Genomic DNA, 15,790 nt, shown 5'->3' with positions numbered 1-15,790 from the left:
GTTATAGTCGGCACGTGAATTTACGACAACTCTGTGCGCTCAGCGCGGCCCCGGGCTTTGCTGCCAGGGCCGATCGACTGGCCAGTGAGTTGGGGCTCAAGCAATTGCCCTGGCCCGTTCATAAGCCGCTTTATTGCCAACCTGGCGATAAAGCGGCTTTTTTTTGCTTATTATTAGTCGATGCTCAGGGGCTTCAATTGCAGCTGACTGGCCCAAAAGCGCCGGGTCCGGTTCGTTGCGACTTCGCCAGTGGCGCAGCGGCTCATCGGCGTCAGTACGGAGGCGGTAAAAAACAGGATCTGTCTCGTGCTGTTGGCCTCGATAAGCGCACAGATCTAAGCGTTGTGGATATGACAGCAGGCCTTGGCAGGGATGGCTTCGTGTTGGCCACTCTGGGAGCAAGGGTGACATTGCTGGAGCGCAACCCGGTAGTGCATGCACTGCTGGCGGACGGTTTGCAACGGGCTGCAGACGCCGGTGAACCGGATTTACAAACCATTGTCGGGCGCATGCAGTTGCTGCCATGGGATGCCTTGCAGCTTGGTTGTGAAGCCCAGTCAACATTGCAGGCTGAGGCAGATGTGGCCTACCTGGACCCGATGTTCCCCGAGCGGCAAAAATCCGCCAAAGTGAAAAAAGACATGCAGGCTTTTCATGTATTGGTAGGGGATGACGCTGATGCGGATCAGTTGCTAACCAACGCCTTGGACTTGGCTCGTTATCGGGTTGTGGTCAAGCGCCCGGCTAAAGCGCCTTACCTGGATAACAGAAAGCCCGCCCACAGCCTGGTGGGCAAATCCACCCGCTACGATATTTACAGCAAACAGAAGCTGGTTTAAGTCGCGCTTTTATTTTTGGCTTCAGGCTTTTTAAGCGCAAAATAATTGCCACCCAAAATCATTATCAGGCCTAGCAAACCAAACAGTGTCCACTGGTAACCTTCAAACAAGGTGGATAGGCCAAGTGCCACAAGAGGAATCAGCAGCGCGCTGTAAGCAGCCCGCTCTGGGCCGATTCGCTGCAATAGCAGCAGATAGCAACCAAAAGCGATAACGGTGCCGAATACCACCAGAAACGCCATTGAGATTACATAGGCAGCGCTCCAGTCCATGGTGAATGGCTTGTCGAGCAGCAGGGCGATCAACAACATCAACAGGGTGCCGTAGGCCATGCTCCAGGTGTTGGTTTGAACCACTGGCAACTTGTGCTGACCGTTGCGGGTAGCGGCAATATTGCCCAGTGATGCCACAATCGGGGCGCCAATACCAAACAGCAGTCCGGCGATGGCATTGCTTTCCCAACTTAAATGACCTACTTCCGGGTAGTAAACCAATGCGATGCCCATAAAGCCCAACAGCGCGCCGCCGATGACCTGAGGCTCTACTTTGCGTTTCAGAAACAAACGCCCGTTAACGATGTTAAAAAAGATAATTGTGGTGAAAATCAGCGCCACAATGCCGCTGGTTATGTGCTCCTCTGCGAGGTAGACAAACCAGTAATTGATCGCGAATAAACAGCTGCCCTGATAAAACAGATAGGGGTGATGGTGACGAGGAATACGCAGGTTCAGGCCTTTAAGCCGGCACCAGCCCAATAACAACAATACCGCCAGGGCAAAGCGGTAGATCAGAGAAATTAACGGATCTACCACACCGAGTTGGAAAGTAATGCCGAGGAAAGTGGAACCCCAGATCAGTACCACGGCGCTGTATAAAAACAGGTTGTTCAATGTTGTCCTTTACAGGAAAAGTTTACCGAGTATGCGTTCGTATATGACGCTTAACTGATCCAGGTCCTCAGCCTTAACTTGCTCATCCACTTGGTGGATGGTGGCGTTCACCGGGCCCAGCTCTACCACCTGGGTTCCGAGTGGGGCGATAAAACGGCCATCGGAGGTGCCGCCTGCGGTAGACAGCTCGGTGTCAATACCGGCCACTTCGCGAATACTGGCCACCGCCGCCTCCACTAAGTCACCGCTGGCAGTCAGAAATGGCTGGCCGCTTAAATTCCATTGCACCTCGTACTCAAGGCCGTGCTTGTCCAAAATGGCCTCAGTGCGCTGTTGCAGTTGTTCCGCGGTCAGCTCTGTGGAAAAGCGAAAGTTGAAGACCACTTCGAGCTCACCGGGAATCACATTGGTGGCTCCGGTGCCGCCGTTGATGTTGCTGATTTGAAAACTGGTGGCCGGGAAAAATTGATTACCGTTGTCCCATTGCTCGGCAGCCAGCTCAGCCAGTGCCGGTGCCGCCTTGTGAATAGGATTGTCCGCCAGGTGAGGGTAGGCCACATGGCCTTGAACACCTTTGACCGTGAGCACCCCCCCCAGCGACCCGCGGCGACCATTTTTAATCACATCGCCGACTTTTTCAGTACTGGAGGGTTCGCCCACCAGGCACATTTCCGGGGTAATGCCCTGTTGCTGAAGCCACTTCACGACCTTGACGGTGCCGTCGATGGCCGGGCCTTCCTCATCGCTGGTAATCAGGAATGCGATGCGTCCATTGTGCTCTGGGTTGGTACCAACAAAACGCTCTACAGCGGTGACCATCGCAGCCAGTGATCCCTTCATATCCGCAGCGCCGCGGCCGTGCAAAACACCACTTTTTACAACGGGCTCAAATGGAGGATTTTGCCACTGAGTTTCTGGGCCACTGGGTACCACATCGGTGTGACCGGCGAAACAGAGAACGGGAGCATCTGGGTTGCTGCAACCGTTGCGTACGGCCCAAAAATTGTCCACATCGCCAAAGCGTAGAGGCACGATATCGAAGCCCAGTGCTTGCAGGCGTTCGGTCATCAGTGCCTGACAGCCAGCATCTTCAGGGGTGACTGAACGGCGGGCGATTAAATCGCAAGCCAGTTGTAGCGTAGAGGATAAATCAGTGTGTGGCATATCGTGGCGTGCTCTGTAAATAAGTGCGCCAGTGTAAAGGAACGGTGAAAAAATTGCTTATGGTGTTGGACGTTGGGCGAAGCGGACTCTGGAAATTCGGTTCGCCCAACGTCGGCTTTGTTTACAGCAAGCTGCGTAACAACCAGGCATTTTTTTCGTGGAGGCGCATCCGATCTGACAACAGTGCGGCGCTGGATTCGTCGTCAGCGTCCTGTGCCAGTGGCAAACCCTGACGGCAGCTGCGCACTACCGCTTCGTTGGCCTCGGCGAGAATGCGTACCATCTCAAAAGCTTCTGGAATGGTTTCCACTTCGTCGATGGTACTCAGTTCGGCAAATTGCTTGTAGGTACCAGGGGCAGGGTAGCCCAAGGTACGAATGCGCTCTGCAATTTCGTCCACAGCAGTAGCCAGTTCGGTGTACTGCTCTTCAAATTGCAAGTGCAATTCCCGAAAGTGTGGCCCGGTTACATTCCAGTGAAAATTGTGGGTCATTAGATAAAGGGTATAGCTGTCTGCCAGTACTTGGCTGACGGCATGGGTAATTTGTTGACGAGCGTTGTCGTCGATACCGATATTAACGTGTTGTTGGTTGGTGGCGTTCATGGTTTCCCCTGCTGTATTGATGAATTGAGGGGAATTATGGACTAAATTTTTATGTTGTTAAAATTTATTGTTTGAATTTTATCGATAATTTAAAACTATAGTTGGCTTGGGTAACGCGTAGCGATACCCAAGCCACTCATAGCAATCTTAGTTGTGCGCGTGCAGGGCTTCGTTGAGCTCAATAGCGGATTGGTTGGTCAGGCATTCGATAGCGCCGCTAATGGAATTTCTGCGAAACAGTAAATCGGTTTTGCCGGCCAGCTCTCGGGCTTTGGTTTCCCCTGCAGGCTGGCGGTTGTCGTCAAGAATCACTACTTTGGTGCCAGCGGTGATATAAAGGCCTGCTTCTACGGTACAGCGATCTCCGAGGGGAATGCCGATACCGGCGTTGGCGCCAACCAGGCACTCTTTGCCCACTGCGATCACGATATTGCCACCACCGGAGAGGGTGCCCATGGTGGAGCAGCCACCACCCAAGTCAGAGCCAGCACCGATAAATACGCCAGCAGAGACACGGCCTTCAATCATGTTGGGGCCTTCGGTACCGGCATTAAAGTTCACAAAGCCTTCGTGCATCACGGTTGTGCCTTCGCCAATGTAGGCGCCCAGGCGAACCCGTGAAGTGTCCGCGATACGCACGCCGCTGGGGACAACGTAGTCAGTCATTTTCGGGAATTTGTCGATGCAGTTAACGCTCAAGGGCTTGCCTGAGAGGCGTGCTTGAAGTTGCCGGGCTGGCAAATCTTCCAGGTCGATAGCGCCCTGATCTGTCCAGGCAACATTGGCCAACAAGCCAAAAATACCGCTGAGGTCTGTGCCATGAGGTTTTACCAGCCGGTGTGACAGCAGATGCAGCTTCAGATATCCCTCTGGAGCACTTTGCGGGGCGGCATCGTTTTCCAGGGCTACCATTACTGCTGGGCGGCCGCTGTGTGCAATGGCGTCAGCAATATCTGCCTGGCTGGCTTCGCCGTGGTTGCGCAGCTCAGTGGCCAACACAGTCAGCTGCTGTTTATCCAGAGCAAGGGTTTGGTTGCCGCCGTCGTAACCCAGTGCCGCAGTGATGGCATTGCCGATCGTTTCAGTGGTGTTTAGCAGGGGTTGCTGGAAGTACACTTCCAGCCAGTCGCCTTTGCTGTTTTGAGTGCCGGCGCCCAGGCCAAAGCTGTAGAGTGTTGTCACGTTAATGCCTCTTAATCGGTAAATAGAAGTTGGTATTGATCGGCTTTGAAGCCCACATGCAGCTGCTGGTTGTGTTCTAACACCGGTCGTTTAATCAAGGTGGGATGTTGGGTCATGGCATCGATTGCAGTGTCGGTGTCCATGGTGTCACGAAGGCCCTGATCCAGTTGTTTCCAGGTAGTACTGCGTTTGTTGACCAGGGTTTGCCAACCAAGTTGTTGCGTCCATTGCTGTACCTGTTCCCTGGATAAGCCATCGCCGCGAACGTCGTGAAATTGATAGCAGATATTGCGGTTGTCGAGCCAGGTGCGAGCCTTTTTTACGGTGTCGCAGTTTTTAATGCCGTAGAGTGTGGTCACAGGGGATTCCGAGCGGGTAATTGGGTGGAATTTGCAGGTGGCGAAGCATAGCAAAATTGACGCCTGTGGCAATTCCCCGTTTGGCTTTTGAGTTGGATTCTGTACCTGACAAATTCGGGAAACGACTTTTTTCCACAATTGCGAGCCTATATTAAAGAGGTTTATCTAAAAAACGTGTAAGTTATTGATTTACTGTTTTTAACGTCGTAAGTTATTGTTTTTAATGAATAAGTTGTTTGGCTAAAAAATGACCATTTTGTGACACTGTCAATCATTGCGGGGCTTTGGCAGGGTTTTTCGAAAGTAGTGCACAGAGTTATCCACAGATATGGTGGATAACTTTTTGCCTTTATTCATCGCTCTACAGGGGGCGTCACTTCAGTGTCATACAGTTGTGTTCAAAATAACGTCAAATCCCTATTAGGAAGTCGAGTTTATGAAACAGTTGATCCTGGTTCGCCATGCCAAATCCAGCTGGGCCAATGAGCAGTTACGAGATATTGAGCGGCCGCTGAATAAGCGAGGCCTGCGCAATGGACCAATGATGGGGAGCCGGTTGCGGCAACGAGGTATACAGGTCGACTGCGTTTACAGCAGCCCTGCGGTGCGCGCCATGCACACCGCCGAGATGATCACAGCAGAGCTGGGTGTGCCCAGCGAACAGATTCGATCTTTGCCGGCGTTGTATACGTTCAATTACGAAGAACTTTTGGGTTGTGTACGTAGCCTGGACGATAACTGTCAATCGGCGATGCTGGTTTGCCACAATCCGGCGATTACCGATTTAACCAACTTTTTGGCACTCAGCCATATTGCCAATATCCCCACCACCGGTTTGGCTATTCTCAAGATCGAACACGCCTGTTGGGCAGATGTTGGTGCCGGCAGCGCTGAACTGCTGGAGTTTGATTACCCCAAGCGGGACTTGACTGAGACCGCTTAGGCCACTGCTAAGCCTTTTTGGTTTTTTTTGGGCTTTTACGGTTCGGATAACAAGTGCGGCACATAGGGCACACGGTGCCGTCACAACCCCGTGCGGTGCAGTATTCGCGGCCGTAGAAAATAATCTGCAAATGCAGGGCATTCCAACGCTCTCTAGGAAACAGGCGTTTCAGGTCCTTTTCTGTTTGTGTCACGCTTTTGCCATTGGTCAGCCCCCAGCGTTGTGCCAGGCGATGTATATGAGTATCTACCGGAAAAGCGGGAACCCCAAACGCTTGTGACATCACCACGCTGGCGGTCTTGTGGCCAACCCCGGGAAGGGATTCCAGAGCGTCCATATCCTGGGGAACTTCGCCGTCGTATTTATCCAGCAGAATTTGCGACAGTTTGGCGATGGCCTTGGATTTTTGCGGTGCCAGACCGCAGGGGCGAATAATCTGATAGATATCATCCACCGGCACTTTGGCCATATCTGTCGGGTTGTCGGCTCGAGCAAACAAAGTTGGCGTCACCTGATTAACCCGCTCATCAGTACACTGGGCAGACAGCAATACCGCCACCAGCAATGTGTAGGGGTCGGTGTGATCCAGCGGCACCGGTTGTTCCGGGTAAAGGCGATCCAGTTCTTCGAGAATGTAGTCAACGCGCTGTTGCTTGAGCATTAGCCTTCCTTAATGTGGTCGACAAAAGCCGCAATTTGTTTGGCGGCGCTACAGCATTCTTGCAGTGGTGCCACCAACGCAATGCGCAGCCAGCCCCGCCCGGGGTTGCCATCAACCGTATCCCGCGCCAGGAAGGAGCCGGGCAACACGGTGATGCCGGTGTGTTCAAACAGTTGCCGGGCAAATTGCTGATCGTCGAGTCCAGCTGTTGTCGCTGGCACTTTTGACCACAGAAAAAAGCCGCCTTGGGGGCGCCGAGTGGTTAGCCTGTCTTCCAGCAAAGGCAGTACGGCATCAAACTTCTCCCGATAGAGAGCCCGGTTATCGATCACGTGTTGTTCATCACTCCAGGCGGCAATGCTGGCTTGCTGTACCGGCAGCGACATGGCGCAGCCGTGATAGGTGCGGTACAGCAAAAAGCGCTCAATCAAATTTTGGTCACCGGCCACAAACCCAGAACGCAGCCCCGGTAGATTGGAGCGCTTGGACAGACTTTGAAAGGCTATGCAGCGATGGTAGTCGTGGCGTCCGAGCTCGGCACAGGCCTGCAATATCCCTGCGGGCGGTTGCTGCTCATCCAGGTAGATTTCCGAATAACATTCGTCGCTGGCAATCACAAAGTCGTATTGGTCGGCGAGGGCAATCAGGTCTTGCAGTTGTTGCAGTGACATCACCGCTCCGGTGGGGTTGCCGGGGGTGCACAGGTAGAGTAATTGGCAGCGCTGCCAGACGGATTCATCCACTTGGGAAAAGTCGGGAATAAACCCGCTTTGCTGGTCGCAATTGACGAAGTAGGGTTGTGCTCCCGCCAGCAGTGCAGCGCCCTCGTAAATTTGGTAAAACGGGTTAGGCATAACCACCAGCGGTTCTGACTGGTGTCGATCCACCACCGCTTGGGCAAAGGCGAAAAGGGCTTCGCGGGTGCCATTAACCGGCAAAATCTGATTTTGGTTGATGCCTTTTAGCGCAAAGCGCGTGCACAGCCACCGGCCTATAGCACCTCTCAGCTCTGCAGTGCCACGGGTTGCCGGGTAATTGCCAAGCCCGGCCAGTGAGTTTTTGAGGGCATTCACCGCCAATTCCGGCGCCGAGTGTTTGGGCTCGCCGATAGACAGGGCAATAGGGGTTGCCTCTTTTGGTGCTTCCACACCTGCTTTGAGTGCGGCCAAGCGCTCAAAAGGGTAGGGTTGTAACTGGTTTAAATTCGGGTTCATAAAGACGTTCCTGTAATACGCACTGCGCCGCGGCCAATCTGTGGCTGTCGGTTAAATTTGGGAGTCAATGCGTTGGCGAATAGCTTGCTGCAAGTTTTCGCCCAACTTTGGATCAGTAATCGGCTGGTTGTCCCGGTCACTGATGTAAAAAAGGTCTTCTACGCGCTCTCCTAGAGTGCTGATTTTGGCATTTTGCACACGGATACCAAATTCCACAAAAATACGGCCGATCAATGCCAGTAGACCGGAGCGGTCTGCGGTGGTCACCTCCAGAATACTGTAGTCACCACTGCTGTGCTGGGACAGCTGGGTAGTGGTGGCCACCGGAAACTGTTTCAGGCGGCGAGAGGTTCGACGGCTGACGATGTCGGAATAGCGATCCAGCAATTGCAATTCGTGAACAATGGCGTTGCGAATGGTGCGGTAGTGTTGGGGATCTGTGGTGATTGGCTGGTCGTTGTTGTCCAGTACGTAAAAGGTATCGAGGGTATAGCCGTCTGCTGAGTTGTAGAGCTGGGCCCCTTGAATGTTCAGGCCCAGTTGATCCAGTGCCGCTGCCATGGCGGCAAAGGAGTTATCTTGATCTTTGAGGCGAATGAAAATTTGCGTAACCCCTTCCGCAGCCGTACTGGCCACAGATTTTATTAACACCATAGGTTGCTGGTTGTCGTATTGGGCAATGGCTTCTGTGTGCCAGGCTATATCGTCTGCGTTTTCACGGAGAAAGTAGTCGTCCCCCAAATTTTCCCACAGTGTTTGCACCTGCTTGTTATCCACTTTGCCGTCGAGCTTTTGCAGGGCAAGGCGACGGTTGTCTTCTATACGTTGGCTTTGGTTCAGTGTGTCTTCGCTGCCCCTGGCTAACGCCTGGCTGGCCTCATGGTAAAGCTGGTTCATCAGGCTCGCCTTCCAGCTATTCCACAAATCCGGGTTGGTGGCGTTCACGTCAGCTACGGTGAGCACATAGAGAGCATCCAGGTAGCGTTGGTTTTTTACACGATTGGCAAACTTGTTAATGACTTCGGGATCAGAAATGTCTTCTTTCTGCGAGGTGCGTGACATCAACAGGTGATTCTCCACCAGCCACACCATCATCTCGGTGATATCCTCCGGCAACCGGTGCTGCAGCCCGAATTCACGCATATCCACCGCACCAAGCAGGGAGTGATTACCGCCTCGGCCCTTGCCGATATCGTGGTAGAGGGCAGTAATCAGAAGCCACTCCTTGCCTTCCGTACGCTGATACAACTCCGCAGCCAAGGGAAACAGTTTGGCGGCTTTGCTGCGCCCCAAGCGGCGAATGTTTTTGACCACCTGCAGTGTGTGCACATCCACAGGGTAAATGTGGAAAAGATCGTGCTGCATCTGCCCGATAATCTGGCCGAACTCCGGCAGGTAGTTGCCCAACACGCCATAGCGGGTCATGCGCTGCAAGGCGGTGGAGAGCCGGTGCGGCTGGCGAAATAGCTCAAGGAACAGGCGTTGGTTGTTTTCCTGGCAGCGAAAGTTGTCGTCAATCAGGTGGCAGTGAGCCTGGATCTGGCGAATGGTGGTGGGGCGAATGCCTTTGGCGTCTCCTGCCATCCAGTGGAGAAAAATTTCCAGCAAGCCGGAAGGGTATTCGCTGAATACCCGCTTGTGAGTGGTCTCCAGCAGTTTGCCCCGCATTTGAAAATGCTGATTGATGGGGGTGATGGTTTTTTGGTCTTCACCATCGACAATGGTTTCTTGCAAATGGCGCATAACAACTTCGTTAACCAATCGCAGTTGCATAACCGTGCGGTAGTAATCCTGCATAAACTGTTCTACCGCCAGGCGTTCGTTGTCTTGATAACCAAACTGTTCAGCCAATTGTCGTTGCAGGTCAAAGTGCAGTACTTCCTGAGGTCTACCAGACAGGGTATGTAGCCCGAAACGCACTCGCCATAACAGCTCCTCTCCTTGTTGAAGCTGGCTGAACTCCCGGTCACTGAACAGCGCTTTGTTGCGCAACTGGTCGCGGTTATCGACTTTGTAATAGCGCTTGGCAACCCACATCAATGTCTGGATGTCGCGGAGGCCACCGGGGGATTTTTTGACGTTGGGCTCCAGATCGTACTCGTTGATGCCATGGCGTTGGTGGCGTGCGCTTTGCTCATTTTGCTTGGCGATAAAAAAGTCAGCAGCTGACCAGATTTTGTCCGGGGCAATCGCTTCCAACAGGGTTTGACGATCTCGGTCATCGCCGACAATGGTGCGTACTTCCATCAGGCTGGTGGCGACGGCAATGTCTTTGCGGGCTTCCTCGACACACTGGGACAGTGTGCGCACGCTATGGCCTACGTTGAGGCGCAAATCCCACAGCAACTGCAGAAATGTCTCAATGGCGTCTTTGTAGATGCTGTCACTGTCGTTGTTGTGAAGAATCAGCAGGTCGATATCGGAGTGGGGGTGTAACTCGCCGCGGCCGTACCCCCCAATGGCAATCAGGCTAAACTGTTCATCAAACCCGATTTGTTGCCAGATCAGGGTGAGCAACTGGTCAAAGAATTGCGCTCGCTCATTAACTAGCGCGCGGATATCAGCGCCTTCTTGAAACTGTTGTTCTTGCTGGACCCGATAGCGTTGTAATTCGGTGCTTAACAGCGGTAGCAGTGCACTACTGGTCAGCGACTTGGAGGGTGGTTCAAGCTGCAATAGCCGCTCGGACATTACAGGGATTCTTCTCCACGGGCGGTCAGTACTTCAACGCCACTGGCGGTCACTGCCATGGTGTGTTCCCACTGGGCAGACAGGCGGCCGTCCCGGGTAACTGCGGTCCAGCCGTCGGGCTTGATTTTGGTGTGGTGGCTGCCGGCATTGATCATCGGCTCAATGGTAAAGGTCATGCCTTCCTGAAGTACCAGGCCAGTGCCCGGTTTGCCGTAGTGGACAACCTGGGGGTCTTCGTGAAATTGATCGCCAATACCGTGACCGCAAAAATCCCGCACCACCGAGTAGTAGTTCTTTTCTGCGTGTTGCTGGATAACGTGGCCAATATCTCCCAGAGTGGTGCCGGGCTTGACGATATCAATGGCTTTGTAAAGGCACTCCTGAGTCACTTGAACCAAGCGGCTGGCGTGCTCTGCGACTTTACCCACCAGGAACATCTTGCTGGTATCGCCGTACCAGCCGTCTTTAATGACGGTGATATCGATATTGATGATATCGCCGCTTTTGAGCTTTTTCGCCGGGCTGGGAATGCCGTGGCAGACCACCTGATTGATGGACGTACAGATGGACTTGGGAAAACCCTTGTAGTTCAGCGGTGCCGGTATTGCCTGCTGTTCGTTGACGATGTAATCGTGACAAATACGATCCAGCTCTTCAGTGCTAACGCCGGGCACTACATGGGGCCCAATCATATCCAGCACCTCAGCTGCCAAGCGGCCAGCGACTCGCATTTTTTCAATTTGTTCAGGGGTTTTCAGGGAGATTGCCATGGCTGTTTAACGCAATTTGGTAAAGCCGGGTAGTGTAGCGGAAATTATTGCTGAATGGGTGTGCAAAATTTGTCGTGTTATCAGTTGTCCGAGTACAGAGAGGCCAACACAACGGTGATTTTTCAGCATCTCAGTCAGGGCTTAAATGCCACCAGTGCAGCGGTTACTGCTACGTTGAGAGATTCCACGCCGTTGTGCATGGGAATGCACAGTTGGGTGTCACTGCGCTCCATCACAGCGTTGGATACGCCGTCGGTTTCGTTGCCCAGTACATAGATTACTGAGCCCTGTGGTTGAAACTGCTGTAAGGACTGATCGCTGTGAGATGACAGAGTACAAACTTCGGCTCCCTGTTGCTGAAATTCACCCAGTGCTTCGGTCAACTGCTCACAGCGCAAAATGGGGCACTGAAAAAGAGTGCCCACACTGGCTTTGATCACCAGTGGTGACAAGCTTGCACAACCCTTCTGCGGCAGCAGCAGGCCATCGCAGCCACTGGCGCACACCGAACGAATAATCATCCCCAGGTTTTGGGGATTGGTAATACCGTCCAAGGCGATCAGCCGGAAGGGATGTTGCGATGGTTGCTGCAAAAACTCCCGATAATGCCGATAGTTGTGACACTGTAAGTCCGCTGCCACCCCTTGATCTTGCTTGCCGTTGCGCGAAATCCGGGCCAGCTCCTTGCGGCTGTGATAGATCACTTCAACATCCCGTCGCTGTGCCAGCTGGATGATGTCTTTGAGGGTGCCCTCTTGGCGATTACTGTCTGCCAGGTGTAACCGGTAGATAGTGAGCTCCGGTGAACGCAGTGCTTCCAGTACTGGCTTGCGGCCATAAATGGTTAGCAAGTTGTCGAAAAAGCGCTTGCGATGCTGGTAATTGCGATCACTCATGATCGACCTCTGCAGTGGCCGACAGCAGTTGCTCAATAATCTGCAATTGTTCGATGCTGGCGCTGCCTTGTTGTTGTGCCAGTGACAATGTGTGCTTGCCCAGCTGTTGATAAAGGCCCAGCTGTTCCGGTGAAAATTGCTGCATGGCGGCGATGTGCTGGCGAATAGTGTTGCTGTCTCCCCGGGCCAACGGGCCTGTGAGGGCGGATACGGTTCCCTTAGTCGCTATATTGTCTGCGGTTTGGCGGACAATGGGGGCCAATAATTCAAGCCCCTTTTTCCGCTCAATCCCTGCTTGTTGCAGCATGCTCAAAGCCGACTCTTGCAATGTCACCAGGTAGTTGCAGGCCATTACTGTAGCGCTGTGGTAAAGCGCTTTGCGAGTGCTGCTGGCCAATGTGAATGTGTTGCCACCAATGCGCTCGAACAGCGGTGTTATGCGCCTTAACGCGTCTTCATCGCCTTCGCAGGCACAGTGTGTGCCGGCAAACGTTTGCTGGGTTGTTTGCGGATCGGCAAAGCTGTGAATAGGGTGAACACTTGCCGTATGTGCGCCTTGATTCCTTAAAGAGGTAAGGCAACCCGATGACAGCGAACCACTGCAGTGAAACACCACGTCGCCCCGGGTCACGATATTATGGCTTGCCAGCTGTTTGGCGACGGCTTCGATTTCGCCGTCAGCAGTTGCAACTAGCCACAGCGTTGCTGGTGGCAAAGTGGCCAGGTTATCGGCGGCTGTTCCTGCGCCGATAAAGTGGGTTGCCTCCTGGGCGCTTTCTCGGGAGCGATTACATACTCTGGCAATTTTGACCAGGCCTTTGCTGTGCCACAGCTTTGCCAGGCTTTTGCCCAGGCGGCCTGCGCCGATAATGTTGATGGTTGGGATGGGGTTAGCCATGGCTTGCTGCTTGATCTTTCGGATAACCCATTAAATAGGTGATGGGCACCGGACCGCCGGACTTGTGTTCCCCGGTTTCCCAGTGGTAATGGTCTGCACCCAGTGAATCGATCATTGCATTCATTTCTGCGTGAGTGTAGGTGCGCAGACAGGAAACGATGCCATCGAACGTGCCGATCAGCGGCAGCAGTGGAATCAGATAGGTAAAGACCAAGCGTGACCACCGAAACGGTTTGGCGAATGGGGCCACAAAGAACACAGCGATAAACGCGAACAGCATCAGCAGTAAAGCCAATGGGCTACGGTGGGTAAATTCGAAAATAGCAATGGGCTGATTTTTCTTCACAGCATCGTTGAGAATAAGGCGAGCACTCTCTGGCGTGAAGTGATGAAATGAGGTGAACAGTGTGCGCAGGCCTTTGTGCTCCAGCGACAAGTCGGTGGCATCGTTGCTGGTGCTATGAACGGTTACCCGCTCACTGAACTGACGCTTCACATCGTTCAGGGTGTCTACGTTAGGGTATTTGTCGGTAAAGTGTAGGTGCAAGTCGCGCTCTTCCGGCAGTGCTTTTAACAGGCTGGGCCAGGGGCCGCCGCCGCCAGAGCACAGGTCTATCACTTGAGTTGACCCGGTTTTTTCCAAAACCTTCAAAAACAGGGGAATAATCGGATGGTAGATTTTCCCCGTGTTCAGGTTAAAGCGCAGAATGTCGGTTATGCCATTGCGTATGGGCTTTGGGCACCAGTGCTGATCTTCAATCTCGATCAGGTGCAGTCGTTTGATGTGCAAAGTCAGGCCTTAATGCAACTGTCAGTTTTGTGCATCCAGCGACAAGCCATTTTCGTCTTTGCGCAACGCTTTTAATACATGGTGGCGTTGGATAATGCCAACCAACTTGCCGTTGTCGCACACCGGATAAATCTTAGGGGCGTGCTCCAGCATGACCTCGGCGATTTCCAGGATACTGGTATCGGGGCTTACAGAGATAATGTCGTGCACCATGATTTCCTGTACAGACGGTGAGCCGTCACGGTAATAAGAGCTGTTAATCAGGTGACGGATACAGTCTTTTTCCGATAGAAACCCCACCAATTTGTGATTGCTGTCCACCACAGGCGCCCCACTGAGGTGGTCGTTAATCAGTACGTCCACTGCTTCAGCCACATTGAGTGTGGCGGGAATTGAGTGGCTGTCCATCTCCATATAATCTTTTACGCGCAGGGATTGCATGGTTGTACCCTCTGTTTGTTAGTGATTTTTATGGTGAAAGCATACTTCAGGCGAGCGCCTATTGCTGTAACACTTCGCGGTAGGCTTTTACGGCACTGGCCATCCCCATAGCCAGAGAGTCTACCGTCAATGCGTGGCCAATGGATACCTCCAGTAAGTCGGGAATGGTGGCATATTTGCCCAAGTTGTCCAGATTGAGATCGTGCCCGGCATTGACGCCAAGGCCGATGTCGCCAGCATGCTGCGCGGCTCGATGATGTTGTTGAAAGATGGCTTCAAGTTCTGGCCTGTTCCAAGCGGCGGCATAGGGACCTGTATACAGTTCTATGCGGTCGGCACCAATGGCTTTTGCCAATGATATTTGCTCCAGGTCTGGATCCATAAACAGGCTGACTCGAATACCCTGTTGTTTTAGCGAATCAATAATTGGCTTCAGGCTGTCGCCAGCAGTACGTAAGTTAAAGCCATGATCGGAAGTCAGCTGGTCGTCACTGTCGGGCACCAGTGTTGCCTGGTGCGGACGAAGTGCAGTGACCAGCTCGATAAATCCCGGGTAGCCATTGGCATTCGGGCCCGCAAATGGGTTGCCCTCAATATTGAACTCCAGCTCCGGGTGTTGTTTGAGCAAAGCCGACAGGTCGTGGGCGTCCTGTGGTCGGATATGCCGTTGGTCTGGTCGGGGGTGTACCGTAATACCGTTGGCGCCAGCGGTTATGCAGACTTTAGCGTGCTCTACCACGCTGGGGTAGTCGCCATCCCGGGAGTTTCGCAGCAGAGCCACTTTATTAAGGTTGACGCTGAGGGCGGTGGTCATGGTGCGGCTTCCTCGATAGCAATGTGTTGGATTTGTACAGTTTCTATGGGCACGTGAGTCAGAGCTGGAGTGACTGCCTGAATCGGCAGTGCACCTATTTTGTCTGCCACATCCATTCCAGAGATCACTTGACCAAATACGGTGTAACCCAGATCCTTGTCTGTTGCATCGAGATGGCTGTTATCGGTCAGGTTGATAAAAAACTGCGCGCGGGCGCTGTCCGGATCCTGATAGCGAGCCATGGCGACGCTGCCGCGACGATTTTTCAGGCCATTGGCGGATTCATTGATGATGGTTTCGCCTGTGGGCTCCTTTACACGGTAATCGAACCAGTAGCCACCGGTTTGAATCATAAAGTCTTTGACCACCCGATGGAAAATCAGGCCATCGTAAAAATAGCTGTTGGCGTAGTTGATAAAGTTGGCGGTAGTGATGGGGGCGGCTGTACTGTTCAGAGCAATGGTGATGTTGCCCAGGTTGGTTTCAATAATTGCAATAGAGCTGGGTTGGTGTTCGGGCTTAGAGGCTATTGGCTCGGCCTGGCTGGGTGAGAAGATCAGCCAGACCGTTAATAACAGACAGAAATGCAAGTGCTTGCAGATGCTGTGTTGCTTTAGAAGCCCCGACATTAGGG

17 protein-coding genes are annotated in these 15,790 nt (G+C 53.1%); 2 read left to right on the top strand and 15 right to left on the bottom strand.

Annotated elements, in window-relative coordinates; genetic code table 11:
- Window positions 1–14: 14 nt before the first annotated feature.
- Window positions 15–839 carry a class I SAM-dependent methyltransferase gene (locus KFE80_04060; GenBank protein ID UTW46078.1) on the top strand — a complete coding sequence of 275 codons (825 nt, stop codon included), beginning with the start codon at window positions 15–17 and terminating at the stop codon, window positions 837–839.
- Here KFE80_04060 and KFE80_04055 read toward each other — a convergent pair.
- The 5 genes from KFE80_04055 to KFE80_04035 form a co-directional block, all read right to left on the bottom strand.
- The gene (locus KFE80_04055) at window positions 836–1,729 is read right to left on the bottom strand and encodes an EamA family transporter (protein ID UTW46077.1); all 894 of its coding nucleotides are present in this window, start codon (window positions 1,727–1,729) and stop codon (window positions 836–838) included. The two genes, KFE80_04060 and KFE80_04055, sit on opposite strands and share 4 nt — an antisense overlap.
- 9 nt (window positions 1,730–1,738) lie before the next feature.
- Complete coding sequence (gene dapE / locus KFE80_04050; protein ID UTW46076.1) at window positions 1,739–2,893, bottom strand: succinyl-diaminopimelate desuccinylase; 1,155 nt, start codon at window positions 2,891–2,893, stop codon at window positions 1,739–1,741.
- Window positions 2,894–3,014: 121 nt separating this feature from the next.
- On the bottom strand, window positions 3,015–3,497 hold the full coding sequence (locus KFE80_04045; GenBank protein ID UTW46075.1) for a DNA starvation/stationary phase protection protein: 483 nt from the start codon (window positions 3,495–3,497) through the stop codon (window positions 3,015–3,017).
- A gap of 147 nt (window positions 3,498–3,644) precedes the next feature.
- Window positions 3,645–4,679 carry a 2,3,4,5-tetrahydropyridine-2,6-dicarboxylate N-succinyltransferase gene (gene dapD, locus KFE80_04040; protein UTW46074.1) on the bottom strand — a complete coding sequence of 345 codons (1,035 nt, stop codon included), beginning with the start codon at window positions 4,677–4,679 and terminating at the stop codon, window positions 3,645–3,647.
- An 11-nt stretch (window positions 4,680–4,690) separates the two neighbouring features.
- Entirely contained in the window at window positions 4,691–5,038 is a 348-nt protein-coding gene (locus KFE80_04035) for an ArsC family reductase (protein ID UTW46073.1), read from the bottom strand.
- 436 nt (window positions 5,039–5,474) lie between these two features.
- On the opposite strand from KFE80_04035, the gene KFE80_04030 reads away from it, so the two are divergent.
- Entirely contained in the window at window positions 5,475–5,981 is a 507-nt protein-coding gene (locus tag KFE80_04030; protein UTW46072.1) for a histidine phosphatase family protein, read from the top strand.
- Window positions 5,982–5,988: 7 nt separating this feature from the next.
- On the opposite strand, the gene nth is transcribed toward KFE80_04030, so the two are convergent.
- The 10 genes from nth to KFE80_03980 form a co-directional block, all read right to left on the bottom strand.
- Entirely contained in the window at window positions 5,989–6,642 is a 654-nt protein-coding gene (nth, locus tag KFE80_04025; GenBank protein UTW46071.1) for an endonuclease III, read from the bottom strand.
- Window positions 6,642–7,856: a succinyldiaminopimelate transaminase gene (gene dapC, locus KFE80_04020; GenBank protein ID UTW46070.1), complete on the bottom strand. Its 1,215-nt coding sequence runs from the start codon at window positions 7,854–7,856 to the stop codon at window positions 6,642–6,644. Before dapC ends, nth begins: the two co-directional genes overlap by 1 nt.
- Window positions 7,857–7,907: 51 nt before the next feature.
- A complete protein-coding gene (gene glnD, locus KFE80_04015) occupies window positions 7,908–10,547 on the bottom strand; it encodes a [protein-PII] uridylyltransferase (protein ID UTW46069.1) in 2,640 nt (879 codons plus the stop codon).
- Window positions 10,547–11,317: a type I methionyl aminopeptidase gene (gene map / locus KFE80_04010; GenBank protein UTW46068.1), complete on the bottom strand. Its 771-nt coding sequence runs from the start codon at window positions 11,315–11,317 to the stop codon at window positions 10,547–10,549. The genes glnD and map overlap by 1 nt, the downstream gene beginning before the upstream one ends.
- 134 nt (window positions 11,318–11,451) lie before the next feature.
- Window positions 11,452–12,213: an RNA methyltransferase gene (locus KFE80_04005; protein UTW46067.1), complete on the bottom strand. Its 762-nt coding sequence runs from the start codon at window positions 12,211–12,213 to the stop codon at window positions 11,452–11,454.
- A complete protein-coding gene (locus tag KFE80_04000) occupies window positions 12,206–13,111 on the bottom strand; it encodes a DUF2520 domain-containing protein (protein UTW46066.1) in 906 nt (301 codons plus the stop codon). The genes KFE80_04005 and KFE80_04000 overlap by 8 nt, the downstream gene beginning before the upstream one ends.
- Window positions 13,104–13,901: a class I SAM-dependent methyltransferase gene (locus tag KFE80_03995; protein ID UTW46065.1), complete on the bottom strand. Its 798-nt coding sequence runs from the start codon at window positions 13,899–13,901 to the stop codon at window positions 13,104–13,106. Before KFE80_03995 ends, KFE80_04000 begins: the two co-directional genes overlap by 8 nt.
- Window positions 13,902–13,922: 21 nt before the next feature.
- A complete protein-coding gene (locus KFE80_03990) occupies window positions 13,923–14,342 on the bottom strand; it encodes a CBS domain-containing protein (GenBank protein ID UTW46064.1) in 420 nt (139 codons plus the stop codon).
- A 58-nt stretch (window positions 14,343–14,400) separates the two neighbouring features.
- Complete coding sequence (locus KFE80_03985; protein UTW46063.1) at window positions 14,401–15,156, bottom strand: pyridoxine 5'-phosphate synthase; 756 nt, start codon at window positions 15,154–15,156, stop codon at window positions 14,401–14,403.
- Complete coding sequence (locus KFE80_03980) at window positions 15,153–15,785, bottom strand: peptidylprolyl isomerase (GenBank protein UTW46062.1); 633 nt, start codon at window positions 15,783–15,785, stop codon at window positions 15,153–15,155. The genes KFE80_03985 and KFE80_03980 overlap by 4 nt, the downstream gene beginning before the upstream one ends.
- Window positions 15,786–15,790 lie beyond the last annotated feature (5 nt).

Source organism: bacterium SCSIO 12696 (assembly GCA_024397955.1).
Lineage (GTDB): Bacteria > Pseudomonadota > Gammaproteobacteria > Pseudomonadales > Porticoccaceae > SCSIO-12696.
The sequence above is the reverse complement of the archived record's forward strand: the minus strand, read 5'-3'. Positions and strand labels throughout refer to the sequence as shown.

Excerpts from the sequence above, each read along its gene's own strand:
- KFE80_03990 (UTW46064.1), bottom strand. The coding sequence starts at position 14,342 with ATGCAATCCCTGCGCGTAAAAGATTATATGGAGATGGACAGCCACTCA.
- KFE80_03985 (UTW46063.1), bottom strand. The coding sequence starts at position 15,156 with ATGACCACCGCCCTCAGCGTCAACCTTAATAAAGTGGCTCTGCTGCGA.
- map (UTW46068.1), bottom strand. The coding sequence starts at position 11,317 with ATGGCAATCTCCCTGAAAACCCCTGAACAAATTGAAAAAATGCGAGTC.
- glnD (UTW46069.1), bottom strand. The coding sequence starts at position 10,547 with ATGTCCGAGCGGCTATTGCAGCTTGAACCACCCTCCAAGTCGCTGACC.
- dapE (UTW46076.1), bottom strand. The coding sequence starts at position 2,893 with ATGCCACACACTGATTTATCCTCTACGCTACAACTGGCTTGCGATTTA.
- KFE80_04045 (UTW46075.1), bottom strand. The coding sequence starts at position 3,497 with ATGAACGCCACCAACCAACAACACGTTAATATCGGTATCGACGACAAC.
- nth (UTW46071.1), bottom strand. The coding sequence starts at position 6,642 with ATGCTCAAGCAACAGCGCGTTGACTACATTCTCGAAGAACTGGATCGC.
- KFE80_03980 (UTW46062.1), bottom strand. The coding sequence starts at position 15,785 with ATGTCGGGGCTTCTAAAGCAACACAGCATCTGCAAGCACTTGCATTTC.
- KFE80_04005 (UTW46067.1), bottom strand. The coding sequence starts at position 12,213 with ATGAGTGATCGCAATTACCAGCATCGCAAGCGCTTTTTCGACAACTTG.
- dapC (UTW46070.1), bottom strand. The coding sequence starts at position 7,856 with ATGAACCCGAATTTAAACCAGTTACAACCCTACCCTTTTGAGCGCTTG.
- KFE80_04000 (UTW46066.1), bottom strand. The coding sequence starts at position 13,111 with ATGGCTAACCCCATCCCAACCATCAACATTATCGGCGCAGGCCGCCTG.
- KFE80_04030 (UTW46072.1), top strand. The coding sequence starts at position 5,475 with ATGAAACAGTTGATCCTGGTTCGCCATGCCAAATCCAGCTGGGCCAAT.